Here is a 25800-nt window from a genome sequence, read left to right as displayed (position 1 = left end):
CATGGCCTTACGTGGACGAGATCAGTCGTCGTTCTTGGACATGTCCTCGTCGGCGACGACCTCGGCCGCTGCCCACTCCAGCGCTTCGCGCTCGGCGCGCTCGCGTTCGGACTTCTCGACTTCGTCGATCAGCGCATTGTCGATCTTGCGCGCGGCGATCTCGCGCAGCGCCAGCACCGTCGGCTTGTCGGCCGATTCGGTGTTGTCGAGGGTGGCCTGCACGCCGTTGGCCAGCTGGCGCGCGCGCTTGGACGCCATCATGACCAGCTCGAAACGGTTGTTAACGACTTCCAGGCAATCTTCTACGGTGATGCGGGCCATGCGGACTCCCGGCGGGCCAGTGACGGCCGCGCGCTCGAATGAGGGAAAGGGCGCCGAGTGTAGGGTGCGAACCGGCCGAAATCAAGCAACCGCCGTTCAGTTTCCTTTGGAATCAGCCAGTTGCCTGATCCTGATCGAGCAGCGCCGCGATCAAGTCGGCGTGGCGCTGCTGCTGCGGCAGGCGCCGCAGGCGGCTGGCGACGAAGATCGCGCACATCTCGTCCACCGCGGTGTCGAAGTCCTCGTTGACGATCACGTAGTCGAAGTCGGCGTAGTGCGACATCTCCTCGCGCGCCGCGGCCAGCCGCTGCGCGATCACCGCCTCGCTGTCCTGGCCGCGCTTGCGCATGCGCTGCTCCAGCGCCGCCCGCGACGGCGGCAGGATGAACACGCTGACCGCATCGGGCACCTTGGCCCGCACCTGGCGCGCGCCCTGCCAGTCGATCTCCAGCAGCACGTCGTGGCCGGCGGCCAGCTGCGGCTCCACCGATTGCCGTGCGGTGCCCTTCCAGTCGCCGTGGACGCGGGCGTATTCGAAGAAATCGCCGGCATCGATCATGCCCTGGAACGCATCGGCGGACACGAAGTGGTAGTGCTCGGCATGGCGCTCGCCCGGCCGCGGCGCGCGCGAGGTGAAGGAGATCGACAGGGCGATCTGCGGATCGCGCGCCAGGGTGGCGTTGACGATGCTGCTCTTGCCGGCGCCGGATGGCGCCGCAACGATGTAGAGAGTGCCGCGCATCGCTCAGGTCTCGCCGTCGATTGAAGTCGGGGCGGCGCACGATACCAGCCCCAGCCGCGACCGCAAGCGACCGCGCGTCCCGGCATCTGCCGGGCAATGCGCCGCCGGTTTGCCACCCGCCCGTCGCGTGCCGGCTTAACAGCATGATCCTCAAGCGCTTTTTCCCGAGCGACCGCATGTACCGGCCTGCCCGTCGCGCCGCTGGCGGCTACGTGCGCGGGCAAAACAGTGGCCGCGCGCGGCGCAGCGGCGCAGCGAGGCGCGCAGCGGCCTTCGGCATCCGCATGGCGGCGCATCCAGCGCCATGCGGCGGCGGCAGGCGCTCACCAAAGCCGGCTTAATTGAGAATAAATCTCATCCTCACTAAACTCACACACCTCTTCCGTGGTCCTGGACGGATGCCATGTCCACTCCTCCCTCTCCCGCCACGCCTGCCTCGCTGGCGGACGAACTGGAAAGCAGCTACGCGGAACTGCACCGCTATGCAACGCGCAAGTACGCCGGCGCCGCGGGCGACATCGTGCACGACGCCTGGATCCGCCTGGCATCGCGCCCGGCCGGTGGCGACGCCGCCGGCACCCATGGCGTCCGCGATCCGGTCACCTACCTGCGCCGCGTGGTCGACAATGTGGCGCTGGACCGGCAACGGCTGGCCGCATCGCGCGGCCGCTTTCTGGCCCCTGCGAACGCGGCGGAAGACGTTCCCAGCGCGGGCCCATCGCCCTACGACGCGACCCTGGGCCAGCAGGAATACGCTGTGCTGCTGCAAGCGATCCGCGACCTGCCCGACCAGGCCCGGCGGGTCTTCGTGCTGTTCCGCGGCCGCAACCTGAGCATGGCGCAGATCGCCGCGCAACTGGGCATCTCGCCGCGCACGGTGGAAAAGCACATCGCCGTCGCGGTCGCCCATTGCCGGCGCCGGCTGCGGGAGGCTGGCCGGGACAGCTGAGCCAGCGCGCGGCTACGGGATCGGCAGCGCTGGACCCGTCATGCTCGTGAGTGACCCGCGGATTGCCTTCATCGCGGCCGACAACCCCATTCCTTGCGGATAGGCAGACGATGCCCGAAAACTCCTCCGTCGACGACGACCTGTTCGACCAAGCCGTCCACTGGATCCTGCGCCTGGACGCAGCGCCCGGCGATGCCGACGCCTTGCAGCGCTACCGGGACTGGTTAGCCGTCGCTCCCGCCGCGCGGACGCAGGCGATGGCGGCGGCGCGCGCGCTGCTGGGCATGCTGCAGCGGCCCGCTGCCGACGTCGGCGACGAACTCGGCATCGATCCGCTGCAGACCGAGCCGTCGCCTTCGCACGCAATCGCGGCGGCGACGGCGGTCGCGCCGACGCGGCGCCGGTCGGCGCGACGGCACTGGCAGGCACTGGCCGCCGCGCTGGCCTTGGCGATCGGCGCCGGCACCTGGCTCGGTGGCGGCGGCCTGGATCGCCTGCGCAGCGATGCCTATACCCGGATCGGCGCGATGCGGCAGTTGCAACTTGAGGACGGCAGCGTCGTCACGCTCAATACCGACAGCGCCATCGCCGTGCACATGCGCAAGGACACGCGTTCGGTCAGGCTGCTGCGCGGCGAAGCGTTCTTCCAGGTCGTGCGCGACCCGCGCCGGCCCTTCGTCGTCGACAGCGCCGGCGGCAGCGCACGCGTGCTGGGAACCGCATTCAACGTCCGCCTCGACGACGACCGCGCGCAGGTCAGCGTGGTCGAAGGCCGCGTCGCCGTCAGCCCGCCGGCAGGAGGAACCGGCGCGGTACTCGGCGCCGGGCAAAGCGCATGGCTGGCGGGACATGCGGTGCGCCGCGAGGCCGGGCGCGATCCGTTCGCGGTGGCGGCGTGGCGGCGGCGGCAACTGGTCTTCTACAACACGCCGCTGTCGCAAGTGGTCCGCGAACTCTCGCGCTACCGCCACGGCAGCATCCAGTTGCGCGGCGACGACGTGCGCGCGCTGCCGGTCTCCGGTGCGTTCAGCATCGCCGATCCGGATGCCAGCCTGCAGGTGCTGCTGGACAGCCTGCAGCTGGACGCAGTGCACCTGGGCTGGGCGACCGTCGTGTACCGGCCGGCGACCCAGGCAACGCCAAGCCGCCAGAAAAAGTGAACCGAATATAAACAAAACACCGATCCGCAATGGGATCGGCAAACCGACTGGGTAGTTCGGCCGCGTCGGAACGTGTCATCAGGAAGAACGTAATGATTTTCGTTCGCATAACAACTTCTTCTTCCCGATACCCGACTCCATGTCCACCGACACCGTAGCCGTCCGCAGGCGCCACTTTCCTGCCTGCCGTACCTTGCTCTCCAGCACCATCGCGCTGTCCCTGCTCGGCGCCGCGACCACGGCATCCGCGCAATCGCCGGCCACTGCGGCGAGCACGCAGCCGGCACGCTATGCCATCGACCTGGACGCCCAGCCGCTGCCCGACGCGCTGGTGAAGCTGTCCGCCCAAACCGGATTGCAGGTGCTGTACAGCAGACAGGAGCCCTACGCCCTCGTCGCCCCAGCGGTGAAGGGCGACTACAGCGCCGAGCAGGCCCTGCAGCGGCTGCTGCAGGGCAGCGGCTTGGTGCCGCGCCGCACCGGCGCCAATGCGGTCACGCTGGAGGCCGCGGCCAACGACCCTGCGCCGGGCGAGCACGCGCCGGCGATCGTTACCGATACGCTGAACGTTGCCGGGGCCGCGCGCGGCGACGCCACCGGCAGCGCGCGCGATGTGCAGGGCTACGACGACGTCTACGACCTGGACCTGTCGACCGCCTACATCGGCCGCAGCGAGGTCGAACGCTACAAGGGCGCGACTCCATCTGACCTGCTCAACGGCGTCGCCGGCGTGTTCAGCGGCGACGCCCGCAACAGCGGCGCGCTGGACATCAACATCCGCGGCATCCAGGGCCCCGGCCGCGTGCCGGTGACGATCGACGGCACCGAGCAGGCGCTGACGGTCTGGCGCGGCTACAACGGCGCCAGCAACCGCAACTACATCGACCCGTTCCTGATCGGCGGCATCCAGATCCTCAAGGGCCCGTCGCTGACCCGCAACGTCACCACCGGCGTCGGCGGCGCGATGGTCATCGACACCCTGGACGTGGACGACGTCGTCGCGCCGGGCCAGCGCTTCGGCGGCGAAGTCAAGCTCGAAGGCAGCAGCAATGCGACCTCGCCGCGGCTGCCGACCCTGCACACCGGCGAGGACTACCGCACGGTGGAAGGCTTTCCGCAGGACACGCCGGCCATTCCGTATGCGGACCAGACGCTGCGGGTCACGCCCAGGACCGGCGGCGGTGGCTACAACGTCTTCGCCGGCGAGGACTACGCCTACCGGGTGGCCCTGGGCTGGCGCCCGAGCGACCGGCTCGACCTGCTGGCCGCCTATGCCTACCGCGAACGCGGCAACTACTACGCCGGCAAGCACAACACCGGCTACTACAGCGACGAACGCAGTTCCTATGCCGAGGACTACATCACCTCGATGGCGAACTACTGGAAACCCGGCAACGAGGTGACCAATACCTCCAGCCGGATGGAATCGTGGCTGTTCAAGGCCACCTGGCGCATCGACGACGCGCAGGCGCTGCAACTGGGCTACCGCGACAGCCTCTCGCACTACGGCGAGATCATGCCCTCGCGGATCATGAACTCGGAAGACCGCGGCGCGATCCAGTGGCCGCTGAGCCGGGTCGACGCCAAGGCCTACAACCTGGAATACAAGTGGCGCCCCGAGGACAGCCGCTGGATCGACCTGTACGCCAACCTATGGCGTACCGACACGGCCAGCGACACCTACACCGCCGGCGGCTTCCCCAACTTCGCCCAGGGCGATCCGCAGTGGGGCTACGACCCGACCCTCAAGAACACCGCGCTGGCCAACGCCAGCAACACGCGCAACGGCATCACCCTCAGCAACAAGATCCGCTTCAGCGATACGCTGGACCTGACCCTGGGCGGCAGCTGGCAGCGCGAGAAGCTGCGCTCGGACGATGCCTACTTCGGCACCAGCGACGGCTGGCGCATGTACCCGCGCGCCGGACGCCGCCAGGAATGGCAGGCAAACTTCAATGTCGAGTGGCGGCCGCTTGATGTCCTCAGCCTGAGTGCAGGCGCGCGCTACTCGTCGTACTGGGCCTACGACGATTTCCTTGCCGCCCACCCCGGACAGATACGGGCGAGCGCGACGACCGGATACAACGTGGAGTACGCCACCACGCAACCCTATACCCAGCAACAACGCGAGGCGATGGCCGGCGACAGCCTGGAGGTCTACAAGATGCTGCTGGACCTGGGCGCGATCACCCAGGACATCTACGACCAGCTCGCCAACGAACTGCTGGCCACGGTGCCGACCAGCTACACGGTGAACCACAGCGTGCCCTGGGAAGCCGACGCCGACGGCAACTACAGCAAGTCCGGCAATGCCTGCCTCAACGGCACGCTGGACGGGGTCGCGAACGTCGTCGATGGGCTGTGCCGCGCCAGCGCGGTCGGCACCAGCTACGTCGCGCAGGCGAGCAAGCGCAAGGACCATGGCTGGACGCCGTTCTTCTCGGCCACGCTCGACTTCGGCGACTACAGCCGCGCCTATCTGCGCTACGCCGAGACGCTGCGTTATCCGAGCATGTTCGAAAGCACGCTGGCGTTCTCCGCCTCGATCAATCCCTGGGGGCTGAAGCCGGAGCATGCCTACAACTGGGAACTGGCCTACGTCCACGATCTTGGCCAGTTGCTGGGGCCCGACGCCACCGCCGACGTCAAGCTGGCCTACTACGTCAACAAGACCCGCGACGTGATCGAACGCGATCCGCGCTTCAAGTTCGACAACGTCGACAAGCAGACGATCCGCGGCGTCGAATTGCAGGCGCGCTACGACGGCGGCCGCCTGTTCACCGACCTGGGCGTGAACTACAGCCTGGAAAACCAGGTCTGCGACGAAAGCACCGCCGCCATCCTGAGCACCAGCAATGGCTATGCGCTCGGCAGCCAGGCCGTGCCGAACTGCGTGGACTACGGTTTCGTCGGCGGTTACCTGTTGACCCAGGCCGCGCCGGAACTGTCGGCGACCTGGTCGCTGGGCGGGCGTTTCCTCGACCGGCGCCTGGAGATCGGCGGGCGCGCCGCCTACTTCAAGCAATACGAGAACCCCGACCTGGACTGGTACCGCGCGCACTCGATCCAAAGCGGCGGCGGACGCCTGGTCTACAACTTCAACGTGCCGTTCTCCTGGGGCAAGACCCTGATCTTCGACGCCTACGCCAGCTACAAGCTGCGCGAGAACCTGAGCGTGGAGCTGACCGGCACCAACCTGACCGACCAGTACTACGTCGACCCGGCCACACGCTCGGCGGTGGCCGCACCCGGACGGACCCTGAAACTCAGCCTGTCCGCGCGTTTCTGAGCGCGGCGGCCGCTGGCGACATTGGAGAAAGTGACCGTCAAGGACAGGACGTCCGCACAACTGCAGTACCTCAATCCGCAAAGGAGATTGGCAATATGAAGACGCATCGCACACTGTCCGCGCTCGCGCTGTCCGTGCTCGCCATGGCCACCATCGGCGCGAGCCAGGCGGCGAATTTCAAGGGCGCCTCGAGCAATACCGGCAACGTCCAGGTCGGCGAATCCGACGTCAACGGCGGCCCGCACAGCAGCGGCAAGGCCGGCATTTCGGTCAACTCGACCGGCTTGGGCAACGAAGTCGATTTCCAGGGACTCACCGCCTACAGCACCAAGACCAACAGCGCGGTGGACTGGAACAAGGATGGCACCAGCGACGGCACCAAGCTCGTGCACAAGCTCAACTTCCCGTATACCGGCGCGCCGGACAGCCACGACAATCTGGGCGTGTTCGTGTTTGCCCAGGTCGGCGCGCAGGACGTGTGGTTCGGCGAATGGTCCGCGTACGGCACCAGCGGCGACAGCACCCGCACCGTCTACTACATCGGCGACAACGGCGACACCACCGTCCCCACCACCGGCTCGGCCACCTACAACGTGGTCGGCATCAACAACTACAACGCCGCGGCCAACGCCGGCAACGGCAACCTGCTGTCGGGCGTGTTCACCGCCAACTTCAACACCAGCACACTGACCGGCAGCATCGCCAACAGCGGCAGCGGCTACACGGTGAACATCGGGTCGGCCACCATCAACAGCAATGCCAGCATTTCCGGCAGCACCGCCCTGGCAACGCAATCGGGCAGCCTGGTGGCCTCCGGCGGCGCGGTGTCCGGCCAGTTCTACAGCGGCCAGACCGCCCTGGCCGGCATCGTCAACTTCAGCGGCACCCAGTACGACACCGCCTTCGGCGGCACCAAGAACTGAGCGCAACGCGCTGAGCATTCGCTCTTCGCCGTTCAGTCGATGATCCGGGTAGGACAAGCCAAGGCCAAGCCAGTCCTGCCCACCACCTGGCCTATCGATTCGATGCATTCCATTTCCCCTGCGCTGCTCGCCGCCCTCCTCGTCCTGGGAGCTTCGCTACCGGCGATCCCCGCCGCCGCGCAGGAACGCGACGATACCCGCCGCATGCTCGACCAGGGCGTCGAGCGGCATGCGCTGCAGCGCGAACGCGAGCTGCTCAAGGACGAACTCGACGACGACGCGCCACGGCCCACGCTCGACATCGACGGCAAGTCGCATACCGTCGAGCACACCGCCAGCGATGTCGGCCGCGCGCTATACCTGTCGCTGCAGCGAAAGCAATGGGACGCGGCGCAACGCTTCCTGGACGAATACCTGACCCTGGCCGACCGCGACCCGCTACTGGTGCACTACGCGCAGGGCGCGCTGGCGCGGCGCGATGGCCGCTATGCGGACGCCGAGCGCCACTACCGCGCGCTGCTCGCGCTCAAGCCGGATTTCCTGCCCGGCCGCCTTGAGCTGGCCCGCGTGCTGTTCGAGGACCAGCAGGACCGCGAGGCGGGCGAGCTGTTCGACGCGATCGCCGCCGCCGTCGATACCGACGATTCCAGGACCGCCGGGGTGCGCAAGAGCATGGACAATTTCCAGCGCGCGCTGGCCGGCCGCCGCGCCTGGAGCGGCGCGTTCGCGTTCGGCCCGACCTGGAACGACAACCTCAACCGCAGTTCGGCCAGCCGCACCTGCCTGCTCGCCGACAGCAGCGGCTTCTGCTACATCGACCGGCAACTGCCCGACGCGATCGCCGCCGGCGGCGTGGACTACGATGCCAGCCTCGACAAGCGCCTGCCGCTGCGCGGCCACCATGGCCTGTACCTGCGCACGCTGCTGTTCGGCTACGGCTATCGCGACAACAGCGCCTATAACGAACTGACCTCGACCACCCAGGCCGGCTACAGCTACCGCAGCGGCCGCCACGGCATTTCGCTGGCGCCGACGTTCGAGTACTACGCCTGGGGCAACGACGCGCTGTACGCGGCCTGGGGCGTGCACGGGGAGTGGAGCTGGACGCTGTCGCCCAACGCGCTGCTGAAGCTGGAAGCCGACTACAAGGACATGCGCTACCGGCGCCAGGACTACGCGCGCAACTACGACGGCGGCGTGCGTTCGGCCTACGCCACCTATTTCCGCAGCCTAGGTCCGCGCTGGACCGTGTTCGGCGGGATCGACGTGGTGGCCAGCGATGCACAGCAAACCGCGAACGGCTACCTGCAGCGCGGCGCGCGGCTGGGCGCGTCGCTGCAGTGGCCGGCCGGTTTCGTCGGCAGCGCGTTCGCCTCGTATCGGCACCGCGACTACAGCGCCTACAGCGCCGTGCTCGGCGCGCGCCGCCGCGACGACGAGCAGAACTACACCTTCGTGCTGAAGGCGCCGCGCCTGGCCTTCGCCGGCTTCACGCCCCTGCTCACCCTGCGCCACAACCGCGTCCACAGCAACGTGGACTGGCTGTACGGCTACGACAAGAACGCGATCAGCCTGAAGCTGGAGCGCGTGTTCTGACTCCGGATCGCGTGCCTCCTCCGCACTGCCCGCTACTCACCCGCGCCCCTGCCCCACCGACCACGAGCCCGCGCCATGACCGAATGCTTCGCCGACACCACCACCCGCAGCCAGCGCCTGAAGGCCGCCACCCACGAGGCGCATGCGCGCCTGGACCAGCGCATCATGGCCGCGCAACCCTTCGCATCGCGCGCGAACTATGCGCGCTTCGTGCAGGTGCAGTACTGCTTCCACAGCGACATGGAGAGCGTGTACCGCAATCCGGTGCTCGCCAGCGTGGTCCCCGAACTGGCGCAGCGGCGGCGCCTGCCGCAACTGCTGGCCGACCTGGCCGATCTGGGCGTCGCGGTCCCCGCCGTGCACCCGCTGCCAGCGCCGGACGGCCGCCACTACGAAAAACAGGTCGACGCGCTGGGCTGGCTGTACGTGGCAGAAGGTTCCAACCTGGGCGCGGCGATCCTGGCCAAGCTGGCCGCCAAGCTGGGACTGCACGAGCAGTTCGGCGCGCGCCATCTCGCCGGCCACCCCGACGGGCGCGCGCGGCATTGGCGCCAGTTCACCGCCGCGCTCGACAGCGTGCCGCTGGATCCTGCGCAGGAGCAGGCAGTGGTCGCTGCGGCGTGCGCCGCGTTCGATCGCGTCTATGCCCATGTCGACACCTACCTTCCGGATGGCGCGCGATGACGCCGTGCCGCACGGAGTCGCGGCGATGGCGCTGAGCCGCGGCGCCTGGTTCTGCCTGGGCCTGCTGATGCTGGCGCTGGGCCTGATCGGCGCATTGCTGCCGGTGATGCCGACCACGATCTTCCTGATCCTGGCGGCATGGTGCTTCTCGCACTCCTCGCCGCGGCTGGAGGCATGGTTGCTGCAGCATCCCCGCTACGGCGCCGCATTGCGGCTGTGGCGCGAACAGGGCGCGATCACGCGCCGCGGCAAGTGCTTCGCCGGTGCCGGCATGGGCGTGGGCTACGTGCTGTTCTGGTGCGGTGCGCATCCGGGCTGGAAGCTGGCGCTGGGCGTGGGCCTGTTCTTCGCCGGCAGCGCCGCCTACGTGTTGTCGCGTCCCGCGCCGCACCGCGCCGCCGATGCGCCGGGAGCGCGGTGATGCGCGGCAAGATCAGCGCGCGGCGTCGCCACCGGCATGCAAGGCGCGCCGATCCGTCTTCGGCGCTGCTGCGCGGCGCTGGATTGAACGTCACCTCCGCGCGCCTGGCGGCGGTGCGGCTGGCGCCGCAAGTGCTCAGCGCGTACGGCCAGCTGACGCCGCAGCACCTGCACGCCGCCGCGCGCGACGCCGGCTACGCGATCTCGGCATCGGCCTGGTACCGGGTGCTGGCCTGCCTGCAATCGGCCGGCCTGCTGCCGGACGCGGCGCATGCCCACGCCATGACGCAAACGCACACCCCCGCCCCCCGTTCCGATCCGCTGGATGACGACCATGCACGCTGACATCGCTCCGCCCCCCGTGCTGCCACCCGACCTGGGGCCCTGGCAGATGTTCCTGCACGCCGACCTGGTGGTGCAGGCGGTGATGGTCGGCCTGGCCATCGCCTCGGTCGCCACCTGGACGGTCCTGGTGGCCAAGAGCTGGGAGTTGGCGCGGCTCGGGCGGGCGCTGCAGGCCGCGCGCACGGCGCTGTCGCAAGCGCAGGACCTGGCCGATGCCGAGCGCCGCCCGCCGCTGGCGGTCCCTGCGGCGCAGCTGTTGCTGCGCGAAGCCCGCGCCGAACTGCGGCACTCCAGCGGCCTGCAGGAGACGGCCGGGATCAAGGAACGGCTGGCCTCGCGCCTGGAGCGGATCGAACTGGGCCATGCGCGGCAGCTGCGCAAGGGCACCGGCCTGCTCGCCACGATCGGCGCCACCGCGCCGTTCGTCGGCCTGTTCGGCACCGTGTGGGGCATCATGAACAGCTTCGTCGGGATCGCCCGTGCCAACACCACCAATCTGGCGGTGGTCGCGCCCGGCATCGCCGAGGCATTGCTCGCGACCGCGCTGGGCCTGGTCGCCGCGATCCCGGCGGTGGTGATCTACAACCATTTCGCGCGCACGCTGGGCGGCTTGCGCCAGCAGCTGGGCGATCTGTCGGCCGGCGTGCAGCAATTGGTGTCGCGCGACCTGGACCGCCATCAGGCATCCAGGCCCGCTGCGCAAGGCGCGTCCATGGCCGGCATGGAGTGAGGACACCGGCATGGCGATCCGCACCAACCGAGACGACGACGACGATGCGCTGGACGAGAACCATGCGATCAACGTCACCCCGCTGATCGACGTGATGCTGGTGCTGCTGATCGTCTTCATGGTCGCCGCGCCGCTGGCCACGGTGAATGTGCCGGTGGAACTGCCCGCCAGTACCGCGGCGCCGCAGCCCAGGGACCGCGACCCGGTCTACCTGACCCTGGGCAAGGACCTGAGCCTGCGCCTCGGCGATACCCGGATCGAGCGCGATGCGCTGCAGCCGGCACTGGACCGACTGACCCGCGGCGACCGCACGCAGCGCATCTTCCTGCGCGCCGACCGTGCGGTGGCCTACGGCGAACTGATGCAGACCATGGACGCGCTGCGCGATGCGGGCTACCTGAAGGTCGCGCTGGTCGGGCTGGAGCCGGCCGACCGATGAGCGCGGGGCCGCGGGCGCGGGCGCTGCGTCGCTGGCTGCTCAGCCTCGGCGGCGTACTGGCGGCGCATGCGGCACTCGTCGCCGCGCTGCTGTGCTGGCCGGCGCGCGACCGGCCACCGCCCGCTGCTCCGGCGCAGGCGCTCATGCTGGAGCTGGCACCTGCCGCGACCGCGCCGCCGGCGCCACCGACCGATGTGCCGCCGGGTCCACCGCAGCAGGAGCGACGCCAGGCACCGCGCGTGCGTGCGCCGCTGCCGGCGTCGCCGCCACCGCAACCGCTGCATGCCGACCTGGAAGAAGCGCAGCCGGCGGCGGCGGCGCAAGACCAACAGCAAGCGTCCAGCGCCGCGCAGGCCAGCGCCCCGCCCAGCGTGGCGGCGCCGCCGGCCAGCCGCTATGCCGCGGCGCAATCGCTGTCCGGCGTGGCGCAACAGCTGCGCGCCACCTGGCAGGCGCAGGTGCTGGGCCATCTGCAGCGCTACAAGCGCTACCCGCGGCCGGCGCAACGGCGCCGCCAGGAAGGCGTGGTCCAGGTCCAATTCGCCGTGGATCGGCGCGGCCATGCCAGCGCGATCCGCATCGTCCAGGGCAGCGGCCACGACACGCTGGACAGCGAGACGTTGGCGACGGTGCAGCGGGCCAGCCCGTTGCCGGCGCCGCCGCCGGAGATCGACGGCGACCCGGTGCAGGTGGTGGTGCCGGTGGACTTCTTCCTGCGCGAACGCTGACCCAGCCGCGGCGCCATACCAGGTCGAGCGCGCCAGGTCGAAGCGCGCGGCGCGCTATTCCAGGTTCTGCACCTGCTCGCGGATCTGGTCGATCAGCACCTTCAGTTCCACCGCCGCATTGGAGGTGCGGCTGTCCACCGACTTGGAACCCAGGGTGTTGGCCTCGCGGTTGAATTCCTGCAGCAGGAAATCCAGGCGCCGCCCGGCCGGCTCGGGCTGGCGCAGCACGCGGCGGATTTCCTTGATGTGGCTGCCGAGCCGGTCCAGCTCCTCGTCCACGTCGAGTTTCTGCAGCCACAGCACCAGCTCCTGCTCGGCGCGGCCGGGATCGACCGGGTGCGGCAGGTCGGCCAGGCGCGCGGCCAGCTTGGCGCGCTGGCCCTCGCGGATGGCCGGGATCAGCTCCTTGACCTCGGCGGCGATGCGCTCGACCGCATCGACGCGCTCGACGATGGCCCCGGCCAGCTTGCCGCCTTCGCGCTCGCGCGCGGCGACGAATTCGGCCACCACCTCGTCCAGCAGTTCCAACGCCTGCGCCTGCAGCGCGGCCGGATCCACCGCCTGCCCCTGCAGCACGCCGGGCAGCTGCAGCAGGTCGGCGAACTGCACCTGCAGTTGCGGGAAGCGCGCGCCGAGCCGCTGCGCCAGCACCGCCAGCTGTTCGACCAGCGGCTCGTTCACCGCCAGCGACTGCGCCGCGTCGGGCGCGCGCAGGCGCAGCATCAGGTCCAGCTTGCCGCGGCTGACCCGCGCGGCCAGGCGTTCGCGCAATTGCGGCTCCAGCGCGCGCAGCTCTTCCGGCAGGCGCACGCCCACTTCCAGGAAGCGGTGGTTGACCGAGCGCAGTTCGCAGCCCAGCGTGCCCCAGGCAGTGATGCGCTCGGCGCCGGCGAAGGCGGTCATGCTGCGGATCATGCGGTGTTCCGGTGCGTGCAAAGCGCGAATGGTACCCTAGCGCCCCGCCGGCCCGGCCGATGCCGCGCCCGGCCCTCACGCCACCTCCGGATCGATCCCCATGTCCTTTTCCCGTCCCAGTGGCCGCACGGCCGATCAGCTGCGCCCGGTGCGCATCGAACGCGCCTTCACCCGCCATGCCGAAGGCTCGGTGCTGGTCAGCTTCGGCGACACCCGCGTGCTGTGCACCGCCAGCGTCGAGAACCGCGTGCCCGGCTTCCTGCGCGGCAAGGGCGAAGGCTGGGTCACCGCCGAATACGGCATGCTGCCGCGCGCCACCCACTCGCGCTCCGACCGCGAGGCCGCGCGCGGCAAGCAGGGCGGGCGCACGCTGGAGATCCAGCGCCTGATCGGCCGCGCGCTGCGCGCCTGCGTGGACCGCAATGCGCTGGGCGAACGCACCATCACCCTGGACTGCGACGTGCTGCAGGCCGACGGCGGCACCCGCACCGCGGCCATCACCGGCGCCTACGTGGCGCTGATGGATGCGGTGAACTGGCTGCAGAAACGCGGCGACCTGAAGAAGCCGGTGGTGCTGGGCGCGGTCGCCGCGGTCTCGGTCGGCGTGTACCGCGGCACCCCGGTGCTGGACCTGGACTACGCCGAGGACAGCGACTGCGACACCGACATGAACGTGGTGATGAACGACGGCGGCGGCTTCATCGAGATCCAGGGCACCGCCGAAGGCCATGCGTTCCGCCGCGACGAACTGGATGCGCTGCTGGCGCTGGCCGAGACCGGCATCGGCCAGCTGCTCGCCGCCCAGCGCGAGGCATTGGCACGGTGAAGCGGCGGATCGCACTGACCACGCTGGTGGTGACCGACTACGACACGGCGATCGCCTGGTACACCGGCAAGCTCGGCTTTGCCCTGCTGCAAGACGTGGCGCTCGGCGACGGCAAGCGCTGGGTGGTGGTCGGCCCGGGCGGCAGCGACGATGCCGCGCTGCTGCTGGCCGAACCCGGCGACGCCGCTCAGCGGGCGCGGATCGGCGACCAGACCGGCGGGCGCGTCGACCATTTCCTGTACACCGACGACTTCGCCCGCGACCACGCCGCGATGCTGGCGCAGGGCGTGGAGTTCCTCGAACCCCCTCGTGCGGAACCCTATGGCACGGTCGCGGTGTTTCGCGACCTGTACGGCACCAAGTGGGACCTGCTGGAGCCCAAGCCATGAAACTGGTCCTGGCCAGCAGCAATGCCGGCAAACTCGAAGAACTGCATGCGCTGCTCGACGGCGCCGGCATCGAACTGCTCGCGCAGTCCACGCTCGGCGTGCGCGATGCCGACGAGACCGGCCTGACCTTCGTCGAGAACGCGCTGCTGAAGGCGCGCCACGCCGCCCAGGTCACCGGCCTGCCGGCGCTGGCCGACGACTCGGGGATCTGCGTGGATGCGCTGCACGGCGCGCCCGGGCTGTATTCGGCGCGCTACGCCGGCGAGCACGGCAATGCCGCGGCCAACATCGACAAGCTGCTGCATGCACTGCGCGACGTGCCCGACGCGCAGCGCACCGCGCATTTCCATTGCGTGCTGGTGCTGCTGCGGCATGCCGAAGATCCGCAGCCGCTGCTGGTGCAAGGCAGCTGGCGCGGGCGCATCCTGCACGCGCGCGCCGGCGACGGCGGCCACGGTTACGACCCGGTGTTCTTCGACCCCGACCACGGCCAGAGCGCGGCGCAGATGCCGTTGCCGCTGAGGAACCGGATCAGCCACCGCGGCCAGGCGCTGGCGTTGCTGAAGCAGCGGCTGGCGTCGCTGTAGCGGCCGCTGCGCCGGCGCCACCGGCCGCTTCCAAGACGCAGTCCCCGCCAGAGAGCGGCGCGCGCACGCCGCCGCTCCAGCCCCCGCCCTACACTGTCCGCATGCCGCCGCTGATCCCGCCCCCGCTGTCGCTGTACGTGCACCTGCCCTGGTGCGTGCGCAAATGCCCGTATTGCGATTTCAATTCGCATGCGGCCAAGGGCGCGCTGCCGTTCGACGCCTACGTGGATGCGCTGATCCGCGATCTGGACCAGGACCTGCCGCTGGTCTGGGGCCGCACCGTGCAGACCGTGTTCTTCGGCGGCGGCACCCCCAGCCTGTTCCCGGCCGAGGCCATCGACCGTTTCCTGCAGGCGGCCAGCGCGCGCCTGCGCTTCGCGCCGCACCTGGAAATCACCCTGGAGACCAACCCGGGCACCGCCGAGCACGGCCGCTTCGACCGCTACCTGGCGGCCGGGGTCAACCGGCTCAGCTTCGGCATCCAGAGCTTCGACGACGCCGCGCTGCAGCGCCTGGGCCGCATCCACGACAGCGCCGACGCCGAGCGCGCGGTGAAGCTGGCGCAGGACGCCGGGTATTCCAACCTCAACCTGGACCTGATGTACGCGCTGCCGCAGCAGACCCTGGCCGGGGCGGAGACCGACATCGACCGCGCGCTGGCGCTGCAGCCCACCCACATCAGCCATTACCAGCTGACCCTGGAACCGAACACCGTGTTCGCCGCGCGGCCGCCGCAGGGCATCCCCGAGGACGACGCCGCCTGGGACATGCAGGAGCGCTGCCAGGCGCTGCTGGCCGCCGCCGGCTACGCCCAGTACGAAGTCAGCGCCTACGCCCGCGACGGCTACCAGTGCGCGCACAACCTCAACTACTGGAAGTTCGGCGACTATCTGGGCATCGGCGCCGGCGCCCACGGCAAGATCAGCTCCGGCGCCGAGCAAAGCATCCTGCGCCGCTGGAAGACCAAGCATCCGCAGGCGTTCCTGGCCGCCGCCGGCTCCCCGGCGGCGATCGGCGGCGACGAGTGGATCGGCGCCGAACGGCGCCCGTTCGAGTACATGCTCAATGCGCTGCGCCTGAACCAGGGCTTCGCGCTGCGCGACTTCGCCGCGCGCACCGGCCTGGCGGCGGAGGCGATCGCCCCGGCCCTGGCGCAGGCGCAGGCGTACGACTGGCTGCAGGTGGAGGCCGGGCACGCGCTTCCCACCGAACTGGGACGGCGCTTCACCAACGACGTCGTCGCCCTGTTCATGCCCTGAACCGCCGCGCCGTGCCACGGGCGGGCGTGGTTGCGCCGCCAGAAACGTGCTACATACCGGACCAGAAATCGAACGGCGATCACAGGATGCCACTGTCTGCCACGCGCTCGGCAAGCCCGGCCACGCTCGCCAGCGCCGCCCTGCCCGCACGCGTGCGCGACATCCTGGAGGCGCTGAAGGCCTTGCTGTGGCAGGCGCTGGAAGCCCCGCTGCAGTCGACCCTGACCGAGCTGGAGCGCGAACTGTTCGACCAGGCCGAGCGCGCCCGCAACAGCCAGCTGCAGCAGGACATCTATCAGGAACTGCAGGGTTTGCGTGCGCGCCGCGCGCGCTTCGCGCCGTTCTACCAGGCGCAGCTGGAAGCGGCCCTGGCCACGCTGCGGCTGCCGCTCGCCCCGGTCGGCCTGCTGCGCCAGGACAAGCCCAACGCGGCGATGCAGATGCTGACCCTGGTCGCCGACGTGGACATCGACCGCGACATCGTGCTGCACGATATCGCCCGGCGCGAGGCGGCGCGGGCCAGCACCCCGCTGCAACTGCTCGGCCAGCGTTTCGGCGTGCTCGCCGCGCGGCCGGCGTTCGAGCCCGAGCACACCCCGCTGGGACCGCACCTGCTGTGCCGGATCCTGCGCGAGGCCGGCGCGGAACTGCAGCTGGGGCTGGACGCGCAGCTGACCCTGTACCGCGCCTTCGAGCGCCAGGCGCTGGTCCGCTACGGCGAGATCGTGGAACGCGCCAATGTGCTGCTGGCGCATGCCGGGGTGCTGCCCGGGCTGGTCTACCTGCCCTACCTGGCGCGCCCGACGAGCGCTCCCGATCCGGCCGCCGGCAGCCGCGGTGCGGCACGGCCGGCGCCGGCCACGCGCTCGGCCACCGGCTGGTCCGGGCAGGCGGCGGCAAGCGGCTGGTCCGCACCGGATCGCGGCGCCGGCGGCGGCGCAGTGGCCGCGGCGCCCGCACAGGCGAGCGCTGCCGGCAACGCACCGGCCGACCTGGCCGACCTGCGCCAACTGCTCGCTGCCGCGCGCGGCCGTACCGCGGCAGCGGCCGGTGCCGCGGGCGCCACGCCAGCCGGCGCCGTTGCCTCCGCGTGCGGCGCGGCCGCCGCGACGGCGCGGCCTGCGCCAGGCCGCCCCGCCATGCCCGCCGCGCCGCACGCCGCCGCGGCCGGCGGCGTGGCGCCCGCATCCACCCACGCAGGCGCCACCGCCGTGCCCACCGCCTCGCTGCTGCAGGCATTGGGCGCACTGCAGGCGCAGCCGCCCGCGCACAGCACGCTGGCCGGCCTGCGCGGGCGCCGCCAGGTGCGCGACGTGCAGGCGGCGCTGCTGGCCACGCTGCGCGCCGAGCACGGCCCGCAGGCGGCGCTGGCAGCGCAGGATGCCGACACCTTCGACCTGCTCGGCCTGCTGTACGCCGAAATCGAGCGCGAAGTGCGCAGCGATGCGCCGGCCGCCGGGCTGCTGGAGCGCCTGCAGGTGCCGCTGGTGCGCGCCGCGCTGCAGGACCGCGCGTTCTTCGTGCGCAGCCGGCATCCGGCGCGCGAGCTGCTCAATGCGGTCGCCGAGTCCGGCGCCACCTGGCTCAGCGAAGAGGACACCGATCCGCAGCTGCTGCTCAAGCTCAACCAGACCGTGGACCGGGTGCTCGAGGAATACGAAGGCGACGAGCAGGTCTTCGAGCAGGCCCACCAGGACCTCCAGGCGCAGTACCGCGCGCTGGCGCACAAGGCCGAGATCGCCGAGCGCCGCCATATCGAGGCCGCGCGCGGCAAGGAGCGGCTGGAGATGGCCAAGCAACTGGCCAGCGCCACGCTGGAGGCGCTGTGCCGGACCTGGCAACCGCCCAAGTTCGTGCAGGCGCTGCTGAACCAGGCCTGGTCCGACGTGCTGACCCTGACCCTGCTGCGCCAGGGCGAGGATTCGGACGCCTGGCGCGAGCGCAAGCAGCTGAGCCAGTGCATCGCCGAGGTCACCTGCCGCGCCAGCGGCGGTGACCCCGATCCGGACCTGGCCGGCGAAGTCCGCAGCGCCCTGCTGCAGGTCGGCTACCACCAGGACGAAGCCGACGCGATCGCGCGGCGCCTGTCCACGCCGGGCGGCGGCGACACGCTGACCTCGCGCACCGAGCTCAGCGCCAAGTTGAAGGCGCACACCCGCCTCGGCGACCAGGGCGAGGACGGCGAGCGGCCGCTGCCGGCGCCGCGCAACGCGGCCGAGCAGGCCGCGTATGCACGGCTGCGCAGTCTGCCGTTCGGCACCTGGTTCGAATTCGTCACCAACCAGCAGGGCGACCTGAAACGGCAGCGCCTGTCCTGGTACAGCCCGATCACCGACCGCGCCCTGTTCGTCAACCAGCGCGGGCACAAGACCGCCGAACACTCGCTGGATGCGCTGTCGCGACTGCTGGCGCAGAGCCAGGCGCGGATCGTCACCGAGGACCGCGCGCGCCTGATCGACCGCGCCTGGCACGCCACCATGCGCGCGCTGCGCACCCTGGCCGGTGCGCCCGCCCCCGCCGGCACCCTGGAGGACGCATGATCGCCGAAGCCCGCCGCGCGCCGCGCCGGCAAGTCCCGGACATGGTGCCGGTGCTGGACATGATGGAAGACGCCGTGGTCGGCCGGCTCGGCAACGTCTCCGAGAACGGCATGCTGCTGCTGGCCTCCGCGCCGCTGCACGAGGACGCGCTGTACCAGCTGCGCTTCGCGATGCCGCACGCCGGCCGCGAGGTGCAGATCGACGTCGGCGTGCACCTGCTGTGGAGCGAACGCGCGCACGCGCCCGGCCAGGCCTGGGCCGGCTTCCGTTTCCTGACCATCGCGCCGGCGCATCGCGAGCTGCTGCGGCTGTGGATCAATGCGGGGCCGGCCGGGTAACGCACCTCGCGACACGCCTCCATCGCTGGCGATGTGTTGCCTCCTGACCGCTCCACCGCCCAGCCGCACGCCGCGCCTGCATCCTGGCAACCGCCCGCAGCATGGACGCCTGGCGCGGCGCATCAACAAGCCACGCGCGGTTTGCGGCAAACTTGGCGCCTGTCTTTCCGCATCGCCGAGCGAGCCGCCGCCATGATCCAGCACGATCCCAGCGCCCTGTATGCCGAGCACCTGCGCACGCTGGCGCAACGCGCCGACACGGCGCTGGCGCGCGGCGGCTTCGAGCACCTGGTGGTGCCCAGCGGCAGCCTGCACTACCAGCTGTTCGACGATCGCGACTACCCATATGCAGTGAACCCGCAGTTCAAGGCCTGGCTGCCGCTGACCCGGGTGCCGAACAGCTGGCTGGTCTACACCCCGGGGCGCCGCCCGCAGCTGATCTTCCACCAGCCGCGCGACTACTGGCACGTGGTGCCGGCGGCGCCGAACGGCTGGTGGGTGGAGCATTGCGACATCCACATCATCCGTACCCCGGAAGAAGCGCTGGCGCTGCTGCCGGGGCCTGCCGCGCGCTGCGCGATCCTCGGCGAAGCGCAGAGCGCGCTGGGCGACTACGTGCCGAACAATCCGGACGCGGTGGTGCAGTACCTGGAGTACCACCGCGCCTACAAGACCGCCTACGAACTGGTGCTGCTGCGCCAGGCGCAGCACCTGGCGGTGCGCGGCCACAGCGCCGCCGAAGCCGCATTCCGCGACGGCCGCAGCGAGTTCGAGATCCATATGGCGTATTGCAGCGCGGTGGGCCAGGACGCCAACGAACTGCCGTACGGGAATATCATTGCGCTGAACGAGCACGGCGCGGTGCTGCACTACACCGCACTGCAGCGGCAGGCGCCGGCGCAGCGGCGCAGCTTGCTGATCGATGCCGGCGCCTCCGCGCACGGCTACGCCAGCGATATCACCCGCAGCTACGCCGCCGACCCCGGCAGCGAGTTCCAGGCGCTGATCGACGCGGTCGACGCCGCGCAGATCCGCCTGGGCCAGGGCGTGCGCGCCGGCGTGGATTACAAGCAGTTGCACCTCGACGCGCACCTGGCGCTGATGGGCGTGCTCAAGGACTTCGGCCTGATCACCGTGTCGCCGGAAGCCGCGCTGGCCAGCGGCGTCAGCGCCGCGTTCTTCCCGCACGGCCTCGGCCATCCGATCGGCCTGCAGGTGCACGACGTGGCCGGCTTCGCCGCCAGCGACCGCGGCGGCCGCATCGAGCGCCCCGCCGGCCATCCCTACCTGCGCATGACCCGCGTGCTCGAACCCGGCATGGTGGTGACGATCGAACCGGGCGTGTACTTCATCGACATGCTGCTGGACGAAGTGAAGCAGTCCGGCCACACCGCCAGCGTGGACTGGGCCCGCGTGGCGCAGTTCACGCCCTACGGCGGCATCCGCATCGAGGACGAAGTGGCCTGCACTGACGGCGCTCCGGAGAACCTGACCCGGCCGGCGTTTGCTGTGGCGGCCTGACGGCCGCCGGGAATGGGGAATCGAGAATCGAGAATGGGAAATCGCAACAGCAAAAGCTTAAAAGCGATCACCTAAGGCCTTGTTTGCGACCGCCTATCTGACACGCGGCCTTCCGTTTTTCCCATTCTCCATTCCCGACTCCCCATTCCCAGCCGTTTCCGCTTGCGACCGTCCATATCACGCGCGACCTGCCGCTTTACCCATTCCCGATTCCCTATTCCCGTTTCCCAGCCATCAGGGCCTCGATCTCCTCGGCGCTGCGCGCCAACGCCGCGGTCAGCACGCGGTGGCCGTCGTCGGTGATCAGCACGTCGTCCTCGGTGCGGATGCCGATGCCGCGCCAGCGCGGCTCCACACGCCTGTCGTCGGCGGCGATGTACAGGCCCGGCTCGATGGTGAAGACCATGCCCGACTCCAGCAGGCGCGAGGCGCCGGCCAGCTTGTAGTCGCCGACGTCGTGCACGTCCAGGCCGAGCCAGTGCCCGGTCTTGTGCCGGTAGAAACGCCGGTAGTCGCCATCGGCCAGGTTCTGTTCCAGCGTGCCGCTGAGCAGGCCCAGCCGCAGCAGGCCTTCGGTGAGGGTCTGCACGGCGGCCAGGTGCCCGGCCTCGTAGGCCAGGCCCGGCCGCGCCTGCGCCAGCGCCGCGGCGTGCGCCGCGCCGACCAGGTCGTGCAGCGCGCGCTGCTCGGGACTGAAGCGGCCGCCGACCGGGAAGGTGCGGGTGATGTCGGCGGCATAGCCGCGGTACTCGGCGCCGGCGTCGATCAGCACCAGCTCGCCGTCGCGCAGGCGTGCGGCGTTGGCGCGGTAATGCAGCACGCAGGCGTTGGCGCCGCTGCCGACGATGCTGCCGTACGCCGGCCAGGCGTCGCCAGCGCGGAACTCGCGTTCGATCTCGGCCTGCAACTGGTACTCGTGGATGCCCGGCCGCGCCAGCCGCATCGCCGCGCGATGCGCGGCCACGCTGAGGTCGGCGGCCACCTGCATCAACGCGATCTCGTCGCGCGACTTGAACAGGCGCTGCTCGTGCAGCAGGTGGCCCAGTTCCAGGAACTCGTGCGGCGGCTGCGCGCCATGCCGCACCTGTTCGCGCACGCGCTTGACCCAGCCGATCAGCTTGAGGTCGAAATCGACGTCGCGGCCGAAGTGGTAGTACACCCGCGAACGGCCTTCCAGCAGGCCCGGCAGGATTTCGTCCAGGTCCTCGATCGGATACGCATCGTCCATGCCGTAGCGTTCCACCGCGCCTTCCTGGCCGGCGCGCGGCCCGTCCCAGGCCTCGCGCTCGGGATCGCGCTCGCGGCAGAACAGCAGCGCCTCGCCGTGCTTGCGGCCCGGCACCAGCACCAGCACCGCCTCCGGTTCGGGGAAACCGCACAGGTACCAGAAATCCGAATCCTGCCGGTACGGGTAATGCGTGTCGTGGCTGCGCACCCGCTCCGGCGCGCTCGGCAGTACCAGGATGGCGTGTTCGCCGGCCATGTCCATCAAGTGTTTGCGCCGACGCGCGTATTCACCCGCGCCGATGCCGGTGAGTCGCTTCATCGCTTTAGTTCAGGCGTTGCCGATGGCGCGGGCCGAGCACGCAGTCGCTGTGCAGCAGCAAGGCCGCCACGCGCACGAACTCCTCGATCTCGGCCAGCGCGTCCTCGTCCTCGTCGGCGCTGTCGAAATCGTCGGTGCTGGCCTGCGCCAGCCGCGCCAGGTCCTGCAGCGACTCTGCGCCTTCCTCCGACAACGGCGGCTTGGCACCGGCGGCCAGGCCGAAGCCGCCGAGAAAGCCGCGGCACCAGTCGAACAGCGCGTCGGCGCGCTCGGACAGCGGCGCGCCGGCATCGGCCAGCACCAGGTCGAAGGTGAAGTCGCGGTCCTCCAGCTGCGCGGCGGTGGCCTCGCGCAGCCGGTCCAGCACGTCGCCGCGGCGCGGCGCGGCGATGCTGGCATCGGCCAGCACTGCCGCCGGCCACGCCGCCAGGTCGGCGCCGGCGCCGGCCAGCCAGCCGCACAACGCACCGTGGAGTTCGGCCGCCGACGCGGCCAGGCCCAGCTGCCGGCTGGCCTGGGCGACGTCGTCGGCGCTGGGAAGTTCGATCATGGACGCAAGGCCTGTTGGGCGCTCGCCACGGGAGTCGGGGCCAGCGGCGGAGCGGGACTGCACAGTGTAGCAATCCGCATGTGCCGCGCTGCTTGTGAAGGCTTCCGGCGGGCGCCTACACTCCACCACCCCCTTTCCTGACCGAAGCCCTCCTCCCGCCATGTCGATCGAGCACGTCGCTGCGGGAATTGCCGGCCATGCCGGCACGGACTGGCGTTGGGGCTGGGCCGCCGCCGCGGTCATGGCGGTGGCCACGGTGGTCTCGGCGCTGCAAGCGCTGCACTGGCGGCGGCGCATGCAGCAGCAGTTGCAGCGCCAGCAGCAGCTGCAGCAGCGCGACCACCACCTGAAACTGGCGCTGTGGGCCTCCGGCGAGCACTTCTGGGACTACGACCTGCAACAGCGCAAGCTGCGCCGCATGCGCGCCGACGAAGCGGCGCCGCATGCGCGGGAGATCACCATGGTGATCCGCGAGGACGACCCGCTGCGCATCCACCCCGACGACATGCCGCAGGCCGAGCGCACACTGCGCGAGCACCTGCAGGGATTGACCTCGGTGTACATGGCCGAGTACCGGGTGGACCTGGCCGGCGACGGCGTGTGGCTGTGGGCGCGGGTGCGCGGCCGCGTGGTCGACTACGGCAGCGACGGCAAGCCGCGCCGGCTCGCCGGCACCGCGCGCGACATCACCTCGCACCGCCAGGCCGACCTGGAGCGGCGCATCGCCAGCGAAGTGCTGCGCAGCATGAGCGAGGCGGTGGCGGTGCTGGACGAAGAGTTCCGCTTCATCTCGGTCAACCCGGCCTTCACCCGCATCACCGGCTACAGCGAACGCGAAGTGCTGGGCCAGCCGATGGCGCTGCTCGACCATGCGCCCGAGGTTCCTGCACCGCCGTCGCACGACCACGGCCGGCCCTGGCGCGGCGAAGCCTGGAAGCGGCGCAAGGACGGCCTGGAGATCCTCTGCCACGTGCGCCGCAACACGGTCGTCGATGCCGACGGCCGGCACAGCTTCCATGTGGTGGTGCTGGAAGACATCACCGAGCAGAAGCGCGCCGAACAGGAACTGCGCTACCTGGCCAACTACGACACGCTGACCAGCCTGCCCAACCGCGCGCTGCTGTCCGAACGGCTGGCGCGCGCGATCGTGCGGGCGCGGCGCCAGGGCAGTGCGGTGGCGGTGCTGTTCCTGGACCTGGACCGGTTCAAGGACATCAACGATTCGCTCGGCCATGCGGTCGGCGATCGGGTGCTGCGCGCGGTCGCCGAACGCCTGCAGCAGGCGGTGGGCCCGCAGCACACGGTCGCGCGCCTGGCTGGCGACGAATTCACCGTGGTGGTGGAGGACATCGTCGGACAGGCCGAGGCCGAAGCCGTCGCCGCGCGCGTGCTGGCCGCGTTCGATGCGCCGCTGCAACTGGAGGACCGCCGCGAAGTGGCGATCTCCGCCTCGATCGGCATCTCGCTGTTCCCGCAGCACGCCTTGCTGCCCAGCGAACTGCTCAAGCACGCCGACACCGCCATGTACCAGGCCAAGGCCGCCGGGCGCCGCAATGTGCAGGCGTATTCGGCACGCATGGACGAGGCCACCCGCCATCGCGCCACGTTGGCCAGCAGCCTGCGCAAGATCCCGTTCGACCAGGAACTGAGGCTGGTCTACCAGCCGCGCTATTCGCTGCGCGAGCAGCGCGTGGTCGGCGTGGAAGCGCTGCTGCGCTGGCACAGCGCCGATTTCGGCACGGTCTCGCCGAACCAGTTCATCCCCCTGGCCGAGGAGACCGGGCTGATCCTGGAGATCGGCGAATGGGTGCTGCGCCAGGCCTGCGGCACGCTGCGCGCGTGGCGCCAGCTGGGCCTGACCGAGTTGTGCATGTCGGTGAACGTGTCGGCGATCCAGCTCGAGCGCGGCGACCTGCCGGCGCTGATGGCGCGGATCCTGGACGAGACCGGGGTCCCGGCCGCCAACGTCGAGCTGGAACTCACCGAAAGCGTGGTGATGTCGCAGGTCGGCAAGAACGCCGCCACCCTGCATGCCTGCCGCGCCCTGGGCCTGGCCCTGGCGATCGACGACTTCGGCACTGGCTATTCGTCGCTGGCCTACCTGAAGCGCTTGCCGATCAACACCTTGAAGATCGACCAGGAGTTCATCGGCGACCTGACCCGCGATCCGGACGACGAGGCGATCACCAGCACCATCATCGCGATGGGCCATTCGCTGGCGCTGAAAGTGGTCGCCGAAGGCGTGGAGCAGCCCGGCCAGCTGGCGTTCCTGCGCCAGCATGGCTGCGACGAGATCCAGGGCCACCTGGTCGCGCCGGCACTGGAACCGGACGCCTGCCTGCACTTGTTGCAGCGGCCGCTGCTGCTGCCGGCCTGAGCGGCGGCCGTCGCGCCGTTTGGCCGCGCCTTGACCGCCGCTCGGGCGCATGCCTATCGTGGGCGCCATGGACACACCCGACGCCCTCGCCCAGCTCCGCACCCTCGCCGCACGCGTGGAAACGCTGGTCGAGCGCTGCCAGCGCCTCACCGACGAGAACCGCAGCCTGCGCCAGCAGCAGGAACAGTTGATCGGCGAGCGCTCGCAGCTGCTGACCAAGAACGAGCAGGCGCGCTCGCGGGTCGAAGCGATGATCACCCGGCTCAAGTCGCTGGAGCAGCACACGTGAGCGAACCGGTCGGCGTCCGCATCCTCGATCGCGAATACACCGTCGGCGTCGAAGCCGAGGAGCGCGACAGCCTGCTCGCCGCCGCGCGCCTGCTCGACGCGAAGATGCGCGAGGTGCGCGGCAGCAACCGCATGGCCGCGGTGGACCGGGTCGCGGTGCTGGCCGCATTGAACCTGGCGCACGAACTGCAGCAATTGCGCGACGCGCAGGCGCGGCGCGATGGTGAGATGGCGCGCGCGCTGGCGGACCTCAATCGCCGCCTCGACGGCGTGGTCGATACCGCGCGCTGACACATCCAGCGCATTTCGATCGTCAACGTGAATTGCCGCGTAGCGCG

General features: G+C 70.4%; 26 protein-coding genes. 21 read left to right on the top strand and 5 right to left on the bottom strand.

Annotated elements, in window-relative coordinates; translation table 11 throughout:
* Positions 1-21: 21 nt before the first annotated feature.
* Together rpoZ and gmk are read right to left on the bottom strand one after the other, a co-directional pair.
* Positions 22-321 carry a DNA-directed RNA polymerase subunit omega gene (gene rpoZ / locus FZ025_RS13200; protein WP_003470812.1) on the bottom strand — a complete coding sequence of 100 codons (300 nt, stop codon included), beginning with the start codon at positions 319-321 and terminating at the stop codon, positions 22-24.
* Positions 322-433: 112 nt separating this feature from the next.
* A complete protein-coding gene (gmk, locus tag FZ025_RS13195) occupies positions 434-1063 on the bottom strand; it encodes a guanylate kinase (protein ID WP_046980815.1) in 630 nt (209 codons plus the stop codon).
* A 403-nt stretch (positions 1064-1466) separates the two neighbouring features.
* Here gmk and FZ025_RS13190 point away from each other — a divergent pair, with 403 nt between their 5' ends.
* The 11 genes from FZ025_RS13190 (at position 1467) to FZ025_RS13140 (ending at position 12326) form a co-directional block, all read left to right on the top strand.
* Positions 1467-2012, top strand: a complete 546-nt coding sequence (locus FZ025_RS13190; RefSeq protein ID WP_046980814.1) for an RNA polymerase sigma factor — start codon at positions 1467-1469, stop codon at positions 2010-2012.
* Positions 2013-2122: 110 nt separating this feature from the next.
* Positions 2123-3172 (top strand): FecR family protein, encoded by a 1050-nt coding sequence (locus FZ025_RS13185; protein WP_104558181.1) that lies wholly within the window; start codon positions 2123-2125, stop codon positions 3170-3172.
* Between the two features lie 139 nt (positions 3173-3311).
* Entirely contained in the window at positions 3312-6461 is a 3150-nt protein-coding gene (locus FZ025_RS13180; protein WP_046981348.1) for a TonB-dependent receptor, read from the top strand.
* A gap of 95 nt (positions 6462-6556) precedes the next feature.
* Positions 6557-7384, top strand: coding sequence for a Slam-dependent surface lipoprotein (locus FZ025_RS13175; protein WP_046981347.1), 828 nt, complete (start codon positions 6557-6559; stop codon positions 7382-7384).
* A gap of 102 nt (positions 7385-7486) precedes the next feature.
* A complete protein-coding gene (locus tag FZ025_RS13170; RefSeq protein WP_104558173.1) occupies positions 7487-8980 on the top strand; it encodes a surface lipoprotein assembly modifier in 1494 nt (497 codons plus the stop codon).
* Positions 8981-9055: 75 nt separating this feature from the next.
* Positions 9056-9664: a biliverdin-producing heme oxygenase gene (locus tag FZ025_RS13165; protein WP_046981346.1), complete on the top strand. Its 609-nt coding sequence runs from the start codon at positions 9056-9058 to the stop codon at positions 9662-9664.
* A 25-nt stretch (positions 9665-9689) separates the two neighbouring features.
* Positions 9690-10085 carry a YbaN family protein gene (locus FZ025_RS13160; protein WP_053057375.1) on the top strand — a complete coding sequence of 132 codons (396 nt, stop codon included), beginning with the start codon at positions 9690-9692 and terminating at the stop codon, positions 10083-10085.
* Positions 10085-10429 carry a hypothetical protein gene (locus FZ025_RS13155; RefSeq protein ID WP_046981344.1) on the top strand — a complete coding sequence of 115 codons (345 nt, stop codon included), beginning with the start codon at positions 10085-10087 and terminating at the stop codon, positions 10427-10429. Before FZ025_RS13160 ends, FZ025_RS13155 begins: the two co-directional genes overlap by 1 nt.
* Positions 10419-11159: a tonB-system energizer ExbB gene (gene exbB / locus FZ025_RS13150; RefSeq protein ID WP_244292377.1), complete on the top strand. Its 741-nt coding sequence runs from the start codon at positions 10419-10421 to the stop codon at positions 11157-11159. Before FZ025_RS13155 ends, exbB begins: the two co-directional genes overlap by 11 nt.
* Before the next feature lie 10 nt (positions 11160-11169).
* Positions 11170-11598 (top strand): TonB system transport protein ExbD, encoded by a 429-nt coding sequence (gene exbD / locus FZ025_RS13145; protein WP_046981343.1) that lies wholly within the window; start codon positions 11170-11172, stop codon positions 11596-11598.
* Positions 11595-12326 (top strand): energy transducer TonB, encoded by a 732-nt coding sequence (locus tag FZ025_RS13140; RefSeq protein ID WP_046981342.1) that lies wholly within the window; start codon positions 11595-11597, stop codon positions 12324-12326. The genes exbD and FZ025_RS13140 overlap by 4 nt, the downstream gene beginning before the upstream one ends.
* A gap of 54 nt (positions 12327-12380) precedes the next feature.
* Here FZ025_RS13140 and FZ025_RS13135 read toward each other — a convergent pair whose 3' ends face one another.
* Positions 12381-13241 (bottom strand): YicC/YloC family endoribonuclease, encoded by an 861-nt coding sequence (locus tag FZ025_RS13135; protein WP_046981341.1) that lies wholly within the window; start codon positions 13239-13241, stop codon positions 12381-12383.
* 100 nt (positions 13242-13341) lie between these two features.
* Here FZ025_RS13135 and rph point away from each other — a divergent pair, with 100 nt between their 5' ends.
* The 7 genes from rph (at position 13342) to pepQ (ending at position 20701) form a co-directional block, all read left to right on the top strand.
* A complete protein-coding gene (rph, locus tag FZ025_RS13130) occupies positions 13342-14067 on the top strand; it encodes a ribonuclease PH (protein WP_046981340.1) in 726 nt (241 codons plus the stop codon).
* Positions 14064-14456: a VOC family protein gene (locus tag FZ025_RS13125; protein ID WP_046981339.1), complete on the top strand. Its 393-nt coding sequence runs from the start codon at positions 14064-14066 to the stop codon at positions 14454-14456. Before rph ends, FZ025_RS13125 begins: the two co-directional genes overlap by 4 nt.
* The gene (gene rdgB, locus FZ025_RS13120) at positions 14453-15043 is read left to right on the top strand and encodes an RdgB/HAM1 family non-canonical purine NTP pyrophosphatase (protein ID WP_046981338.1); all 591 of its coding nucleotides are present in this window, start codon (positions 14453-14455) and stop codon (positions 15041-15043) included. Before FZ025_RS13125 ends, rdgB begins: the two co-directional genes overlap by 4 nt.
* Before the next feature lie 101 nt (positions 15044-15144).
* Positions 15145-16302, top strand: coding sequence for a radical SAM family heme chaperone HemW (hemW, locus tag FZ025_RS13115; RefSeq protein WP_046981337.1), 1158 nt, complete (start codon positions 15145-15147; stop codon positions 16300-16302).
* Positions 16303-16388: 86 nt separating this feature from the next.
* Positions 16389-18842, top strand: coding sequence for a DUF1631 domain-containing protein (locus FZ025_RS13110; protein ID WP_104558170.1), 2454 nt, complete (start codon positions 16389-16391; stop codon positions 18840-18842).
* Positions 18839-19180 carry a PilZ domain-containing protein gene (locus FZ025_RS13105; protein WP_046978454.1) on the top strand — a complete coding sequence of 114 codons (342 nt, stop codon included), beginning with the start codon at positions 18839-18841 and terminating at the stop codon, positions 19178-19180. Before FZ025_RS13110 ends, FZ025_RS13105 begins: the two co-directional genes overlap by 4 nt.
* 192 nt (positions 19181-19372) lie before the next feature.
* The gene (pepQ, locus tag FZ025_RS13100; RefSeq protein WP_046978453.1) at positions 19373-20701 is read left to right on the top strand and encodes a Xaa-Pro dipeptidase; all 1329 of its coding nucleotides are present in this window, start codon (positions 19373-19375) and stop codon (positions 20699-20701) included.
* Between the two features lie 214 nt (positions 20702-20915).
* Here pepQ and FZ025_RS13095 read toward each other — a convergent pair whose 3' ends face one another.
* Together FZ025_RS13095 and FZ025_RS13090 are read right to left on the bottom strand one after the other, a co-directional pair.
* Positions 20916-22247, bottom strand: a complete 1332-nt coding sequence (locus FZ025_RS13095) for an aminopeptidase P N-terminal domain-containing protein (protein ID WP_104558168.1) — start codon at positions 22245-22247, stop codon at positions 20916-20918.
* 4 nt (positions 22248-22251) lie between these two features.
* Positions 22252-22797, bottom strand: coding sequence for a YecA/YgfB family protein (locus FZ025_RS13090; RefSeq protein WP_046981363.1), 546 nt, complete (start codon positions 22795-22797; stop codon positions 22252-22254).
* A gap of 160 nt (positions 22798-22957) precedes the next feature.
* On the opposite strand from FZ025_RS13090, the gene FZ025_RS13085 reads away from it, so the two are divergent.
* The 3 genes from FZ025_RS13085 to FZ025_RS13075 all read left to right on the top strand — a co-directional run bounded on the left by FZ025_RS13085 (position 22958) and on the right by FZ025_RS13075 (position 25753).
* The gene (locus FZ025_RS13085) at positions 22958-25174 is read left to right on the top strand and encodes a putative bifunctional diguanylate cyclase/phosphodiesterase (RefSeq protein ID WP_046981362.1); all 2217 of its coding nucleotides are present in this window, start codon (positions 22958-22960) and stop codon (positions 25172-25174) included.
* Positions 25175-25241: 67 nt separating this feature from the next.
* On the top strand, positions 25242-25463 hold the full coding sequence (locus FZ025_RS13080) for a TIGR02449 family protein (protein WP_046981365.1): 222 nt from the start codon (positions 25242-25244) through the stop codon (positions 25461-25463).
* Entirely contained in the window at positions 25460-25753 is a 294-nt protein-coding gene (locus FZ025_RS13075; RefSeq protein WP_046981361.1) for a cell division protein ZapA, read from the top strand. Before FZ025_RS13080 ends, FZ025_RS13075 begins: the two co-directional genes overlap by 4 nt.
* The last annotated feature ends 47 nt before the right edge of the window (positions 25754-25800 follow it).

It is taken from the genome of Xanthomonas hyacinthi (genome assembly GCF_009769165.1).
Classification (GTDB): domain Bacteria; phylum Pseudomonadota; class Gammaproteobacteria; order Xanthomonadales; family Xanthomonadaceae; genus Xanthomonas_A; species Xanthomonas_A hyacinthi.
The sequence above is the reverse complement of the archived record's forward strand: the minus strand, read 5'-3'. Positions and strand labels throughout refer to the sequence as shown.

What these genes read in the sequence shown, in the direction of transcription:
- rpoZ (WP_003470812.1), bottom strand. Translation starts at nt 321, where the DNA reads ATGGCCCGCATCACCGTAGAAGATTGCCTGGAAGTCGTTAACAACCGT.
- gmk (WP_046980815.1), bottom strand. Translation starts at nt 1,063, where the DNA reads ATGCGCGGCACTCTCTACATCGTTGCGGCGCCATCCGGCGCCGGCAAG.
- FZ025_RS13190 (WP_046980814.1), top strand. Translation starts at nt 1,467, where the DNA reads ATGTCCACTCCTCCCTCTCCCGCCACGCCTGCCTCGCTGGCGGACGAA.
- FZ025_RS13185 (WP_104558181.1), top strand. Translation starts at nt 2,123, where the DNA reads ATGCCCGAAAACTCCTCCGTCGACGACGACCTGTTCGACCAAGCCGTC.
- FZ025_RS13180 (WP_046981348.1), top strand. Translation starts at nt 3,312, where the DNA reads ATGTCCACCGACACCGTAGCCGTCCGCAGGCGCCACTTTCCTGCCTGC.
- FZ025_RS13175 (WP_046981347.1), top strand. Translation starts at nt 6,557, where the DNA reads ATGAAGACGCATCGCACACTGTCCGCGCTCGCGCTGTCCGTGCTCGCC.
- FZ025_RS13170 (WP_104558173.1), top strand. Translation starts at nt 7,487, where the DNA reads ATGCATTCCATTTCCCCTGCGCTGCTCGCCGCCCTCCTCGTCCTGGGA.
- FZ025_RS13165 (WP_046981346.1), top strand. Translation starts at nt 9,056, where the DNA reads ATGACCGAATGCTTCGCCGACACCACCACCCGCAGCCAGCGCCTGAAG.
- FZ025_RS13160 (WP_053057375.1), top strand. Translation starts at nt 9,690, where the DNA reads ATGGCGCTGAGCCGCGGCGCCTGGTTCTGCCTGGGCCTGCTGATGCTG.
- FZ025_RS13155 (WP_046981344.1), top strand. Translation starts at nt 10,085, where the DNA reads ATGCGCGGCAAGATCAGCGCGCGGCGTCGCCACCGGCATGCAAGGCGC.
- exbB (WP_244292377.1), top strand. Translation starts at nt 10,419, where the DNA reads ATGCACGCTGACATCGCTCCGCCCCCCGTGCTGCCACCCGACCTGGGG.
- exbD (WP_046981343.1), top strand. Translation starts at nt 11,170, where the DNA reads ATGGCGATCCGCACCAACCGAGACGACGACGACGATGCGCTGGACGAG.
- FZ025_RS13140 (WP_046981342.1), top strand. Translation starts at nt 11,595, where the DNA reads ATGAGCGCGGGGCCGCGGGCGCGGGCGCTGCGTCGCTGGCTGCTCAGC.
- FZ025_RS13135 (WP_046981341.1), bottom strand. Translation starts at nt 13,241, where the DNA reads ATGATCCGCAGCATGACCGCCTTCGCCGGCGCCGAGCGCATCACTGCC.
- rph (WP_046981340.1), top strand. Translation starts at nt 13,342, where the DNA reads ATGTCCTTTTCCCGTCCCAGTGGCCGCACGGCCGATCAGCTGCGCCCG.
- rdgB (WP_046981338.1), top strand. Translation starts at nt 14,453, where the DNA reads ATGAAACTGGTCCTGGCCAGCAGCAATGCCGGCAAACTCGAAGAACTG.
- hemW (WP_046981337.1), top strand. Translation starts at nt 15,145, where the DNA reads ATGCCGCCGCTGATCCCGCCCCCGCTGTCGCTGTACGTGCACCTGCCC.
- FZ025_RS13110 (WP_104558170.1), top strand. Translation starts at nt 16,389, where the DNA reads ATGCCACTGTCTGCCACGCGCTCGGCAAGCCCGGCCACGCTCGCCAGC.
- FZ025_RS13105 (WP_046978454.1), top strand. Translation starts at nt 18,839, where the DNA reads ATGATCGCCGAAGCCCGCCGCGCGCCGCGCCGGCAAGTCCCGGACATG.
- pepQ (WP_046978453.1), top strand. Translation starts at nt 19,373, where the DNA reads ATGATCCAGCACGATCCCAGCGCCCTGTATGCCGAGCACCTGCGCACG.
- FZ025_RS13095 (WP_104558168.1), bottom strand. Translation starts at nt 22,247, where the DNA reads ATGAAGCGACTCACCGGCATCGGCGCGGGTGAATACGCGCGTCGGCGC.
- FZ025_RS13090 (WP_046981363.1), bottom strand. Translation starts at nt 22,797, where the DNA reads ATGATCGAACTTCCCAGCGCCGACGACGTCGCCCAGGCCAGCCGGCAG.
- FZ025_RS13085 (WP_046981362.1), top strand. Translation starts at nt 22,958, where the DNA reads ATGTCGATCGAGCACGTCGCTGCGGGAATTGCCGGCCATGCCGGCACG.
- FZ025_RS13080 (WP_046981365.1), top strand. Translation starts at nt 25,242, where the DNA reads ATGGACACACCCGACGCCCTCGCCCAGCTCCGCACCCTCGCCGCACGC.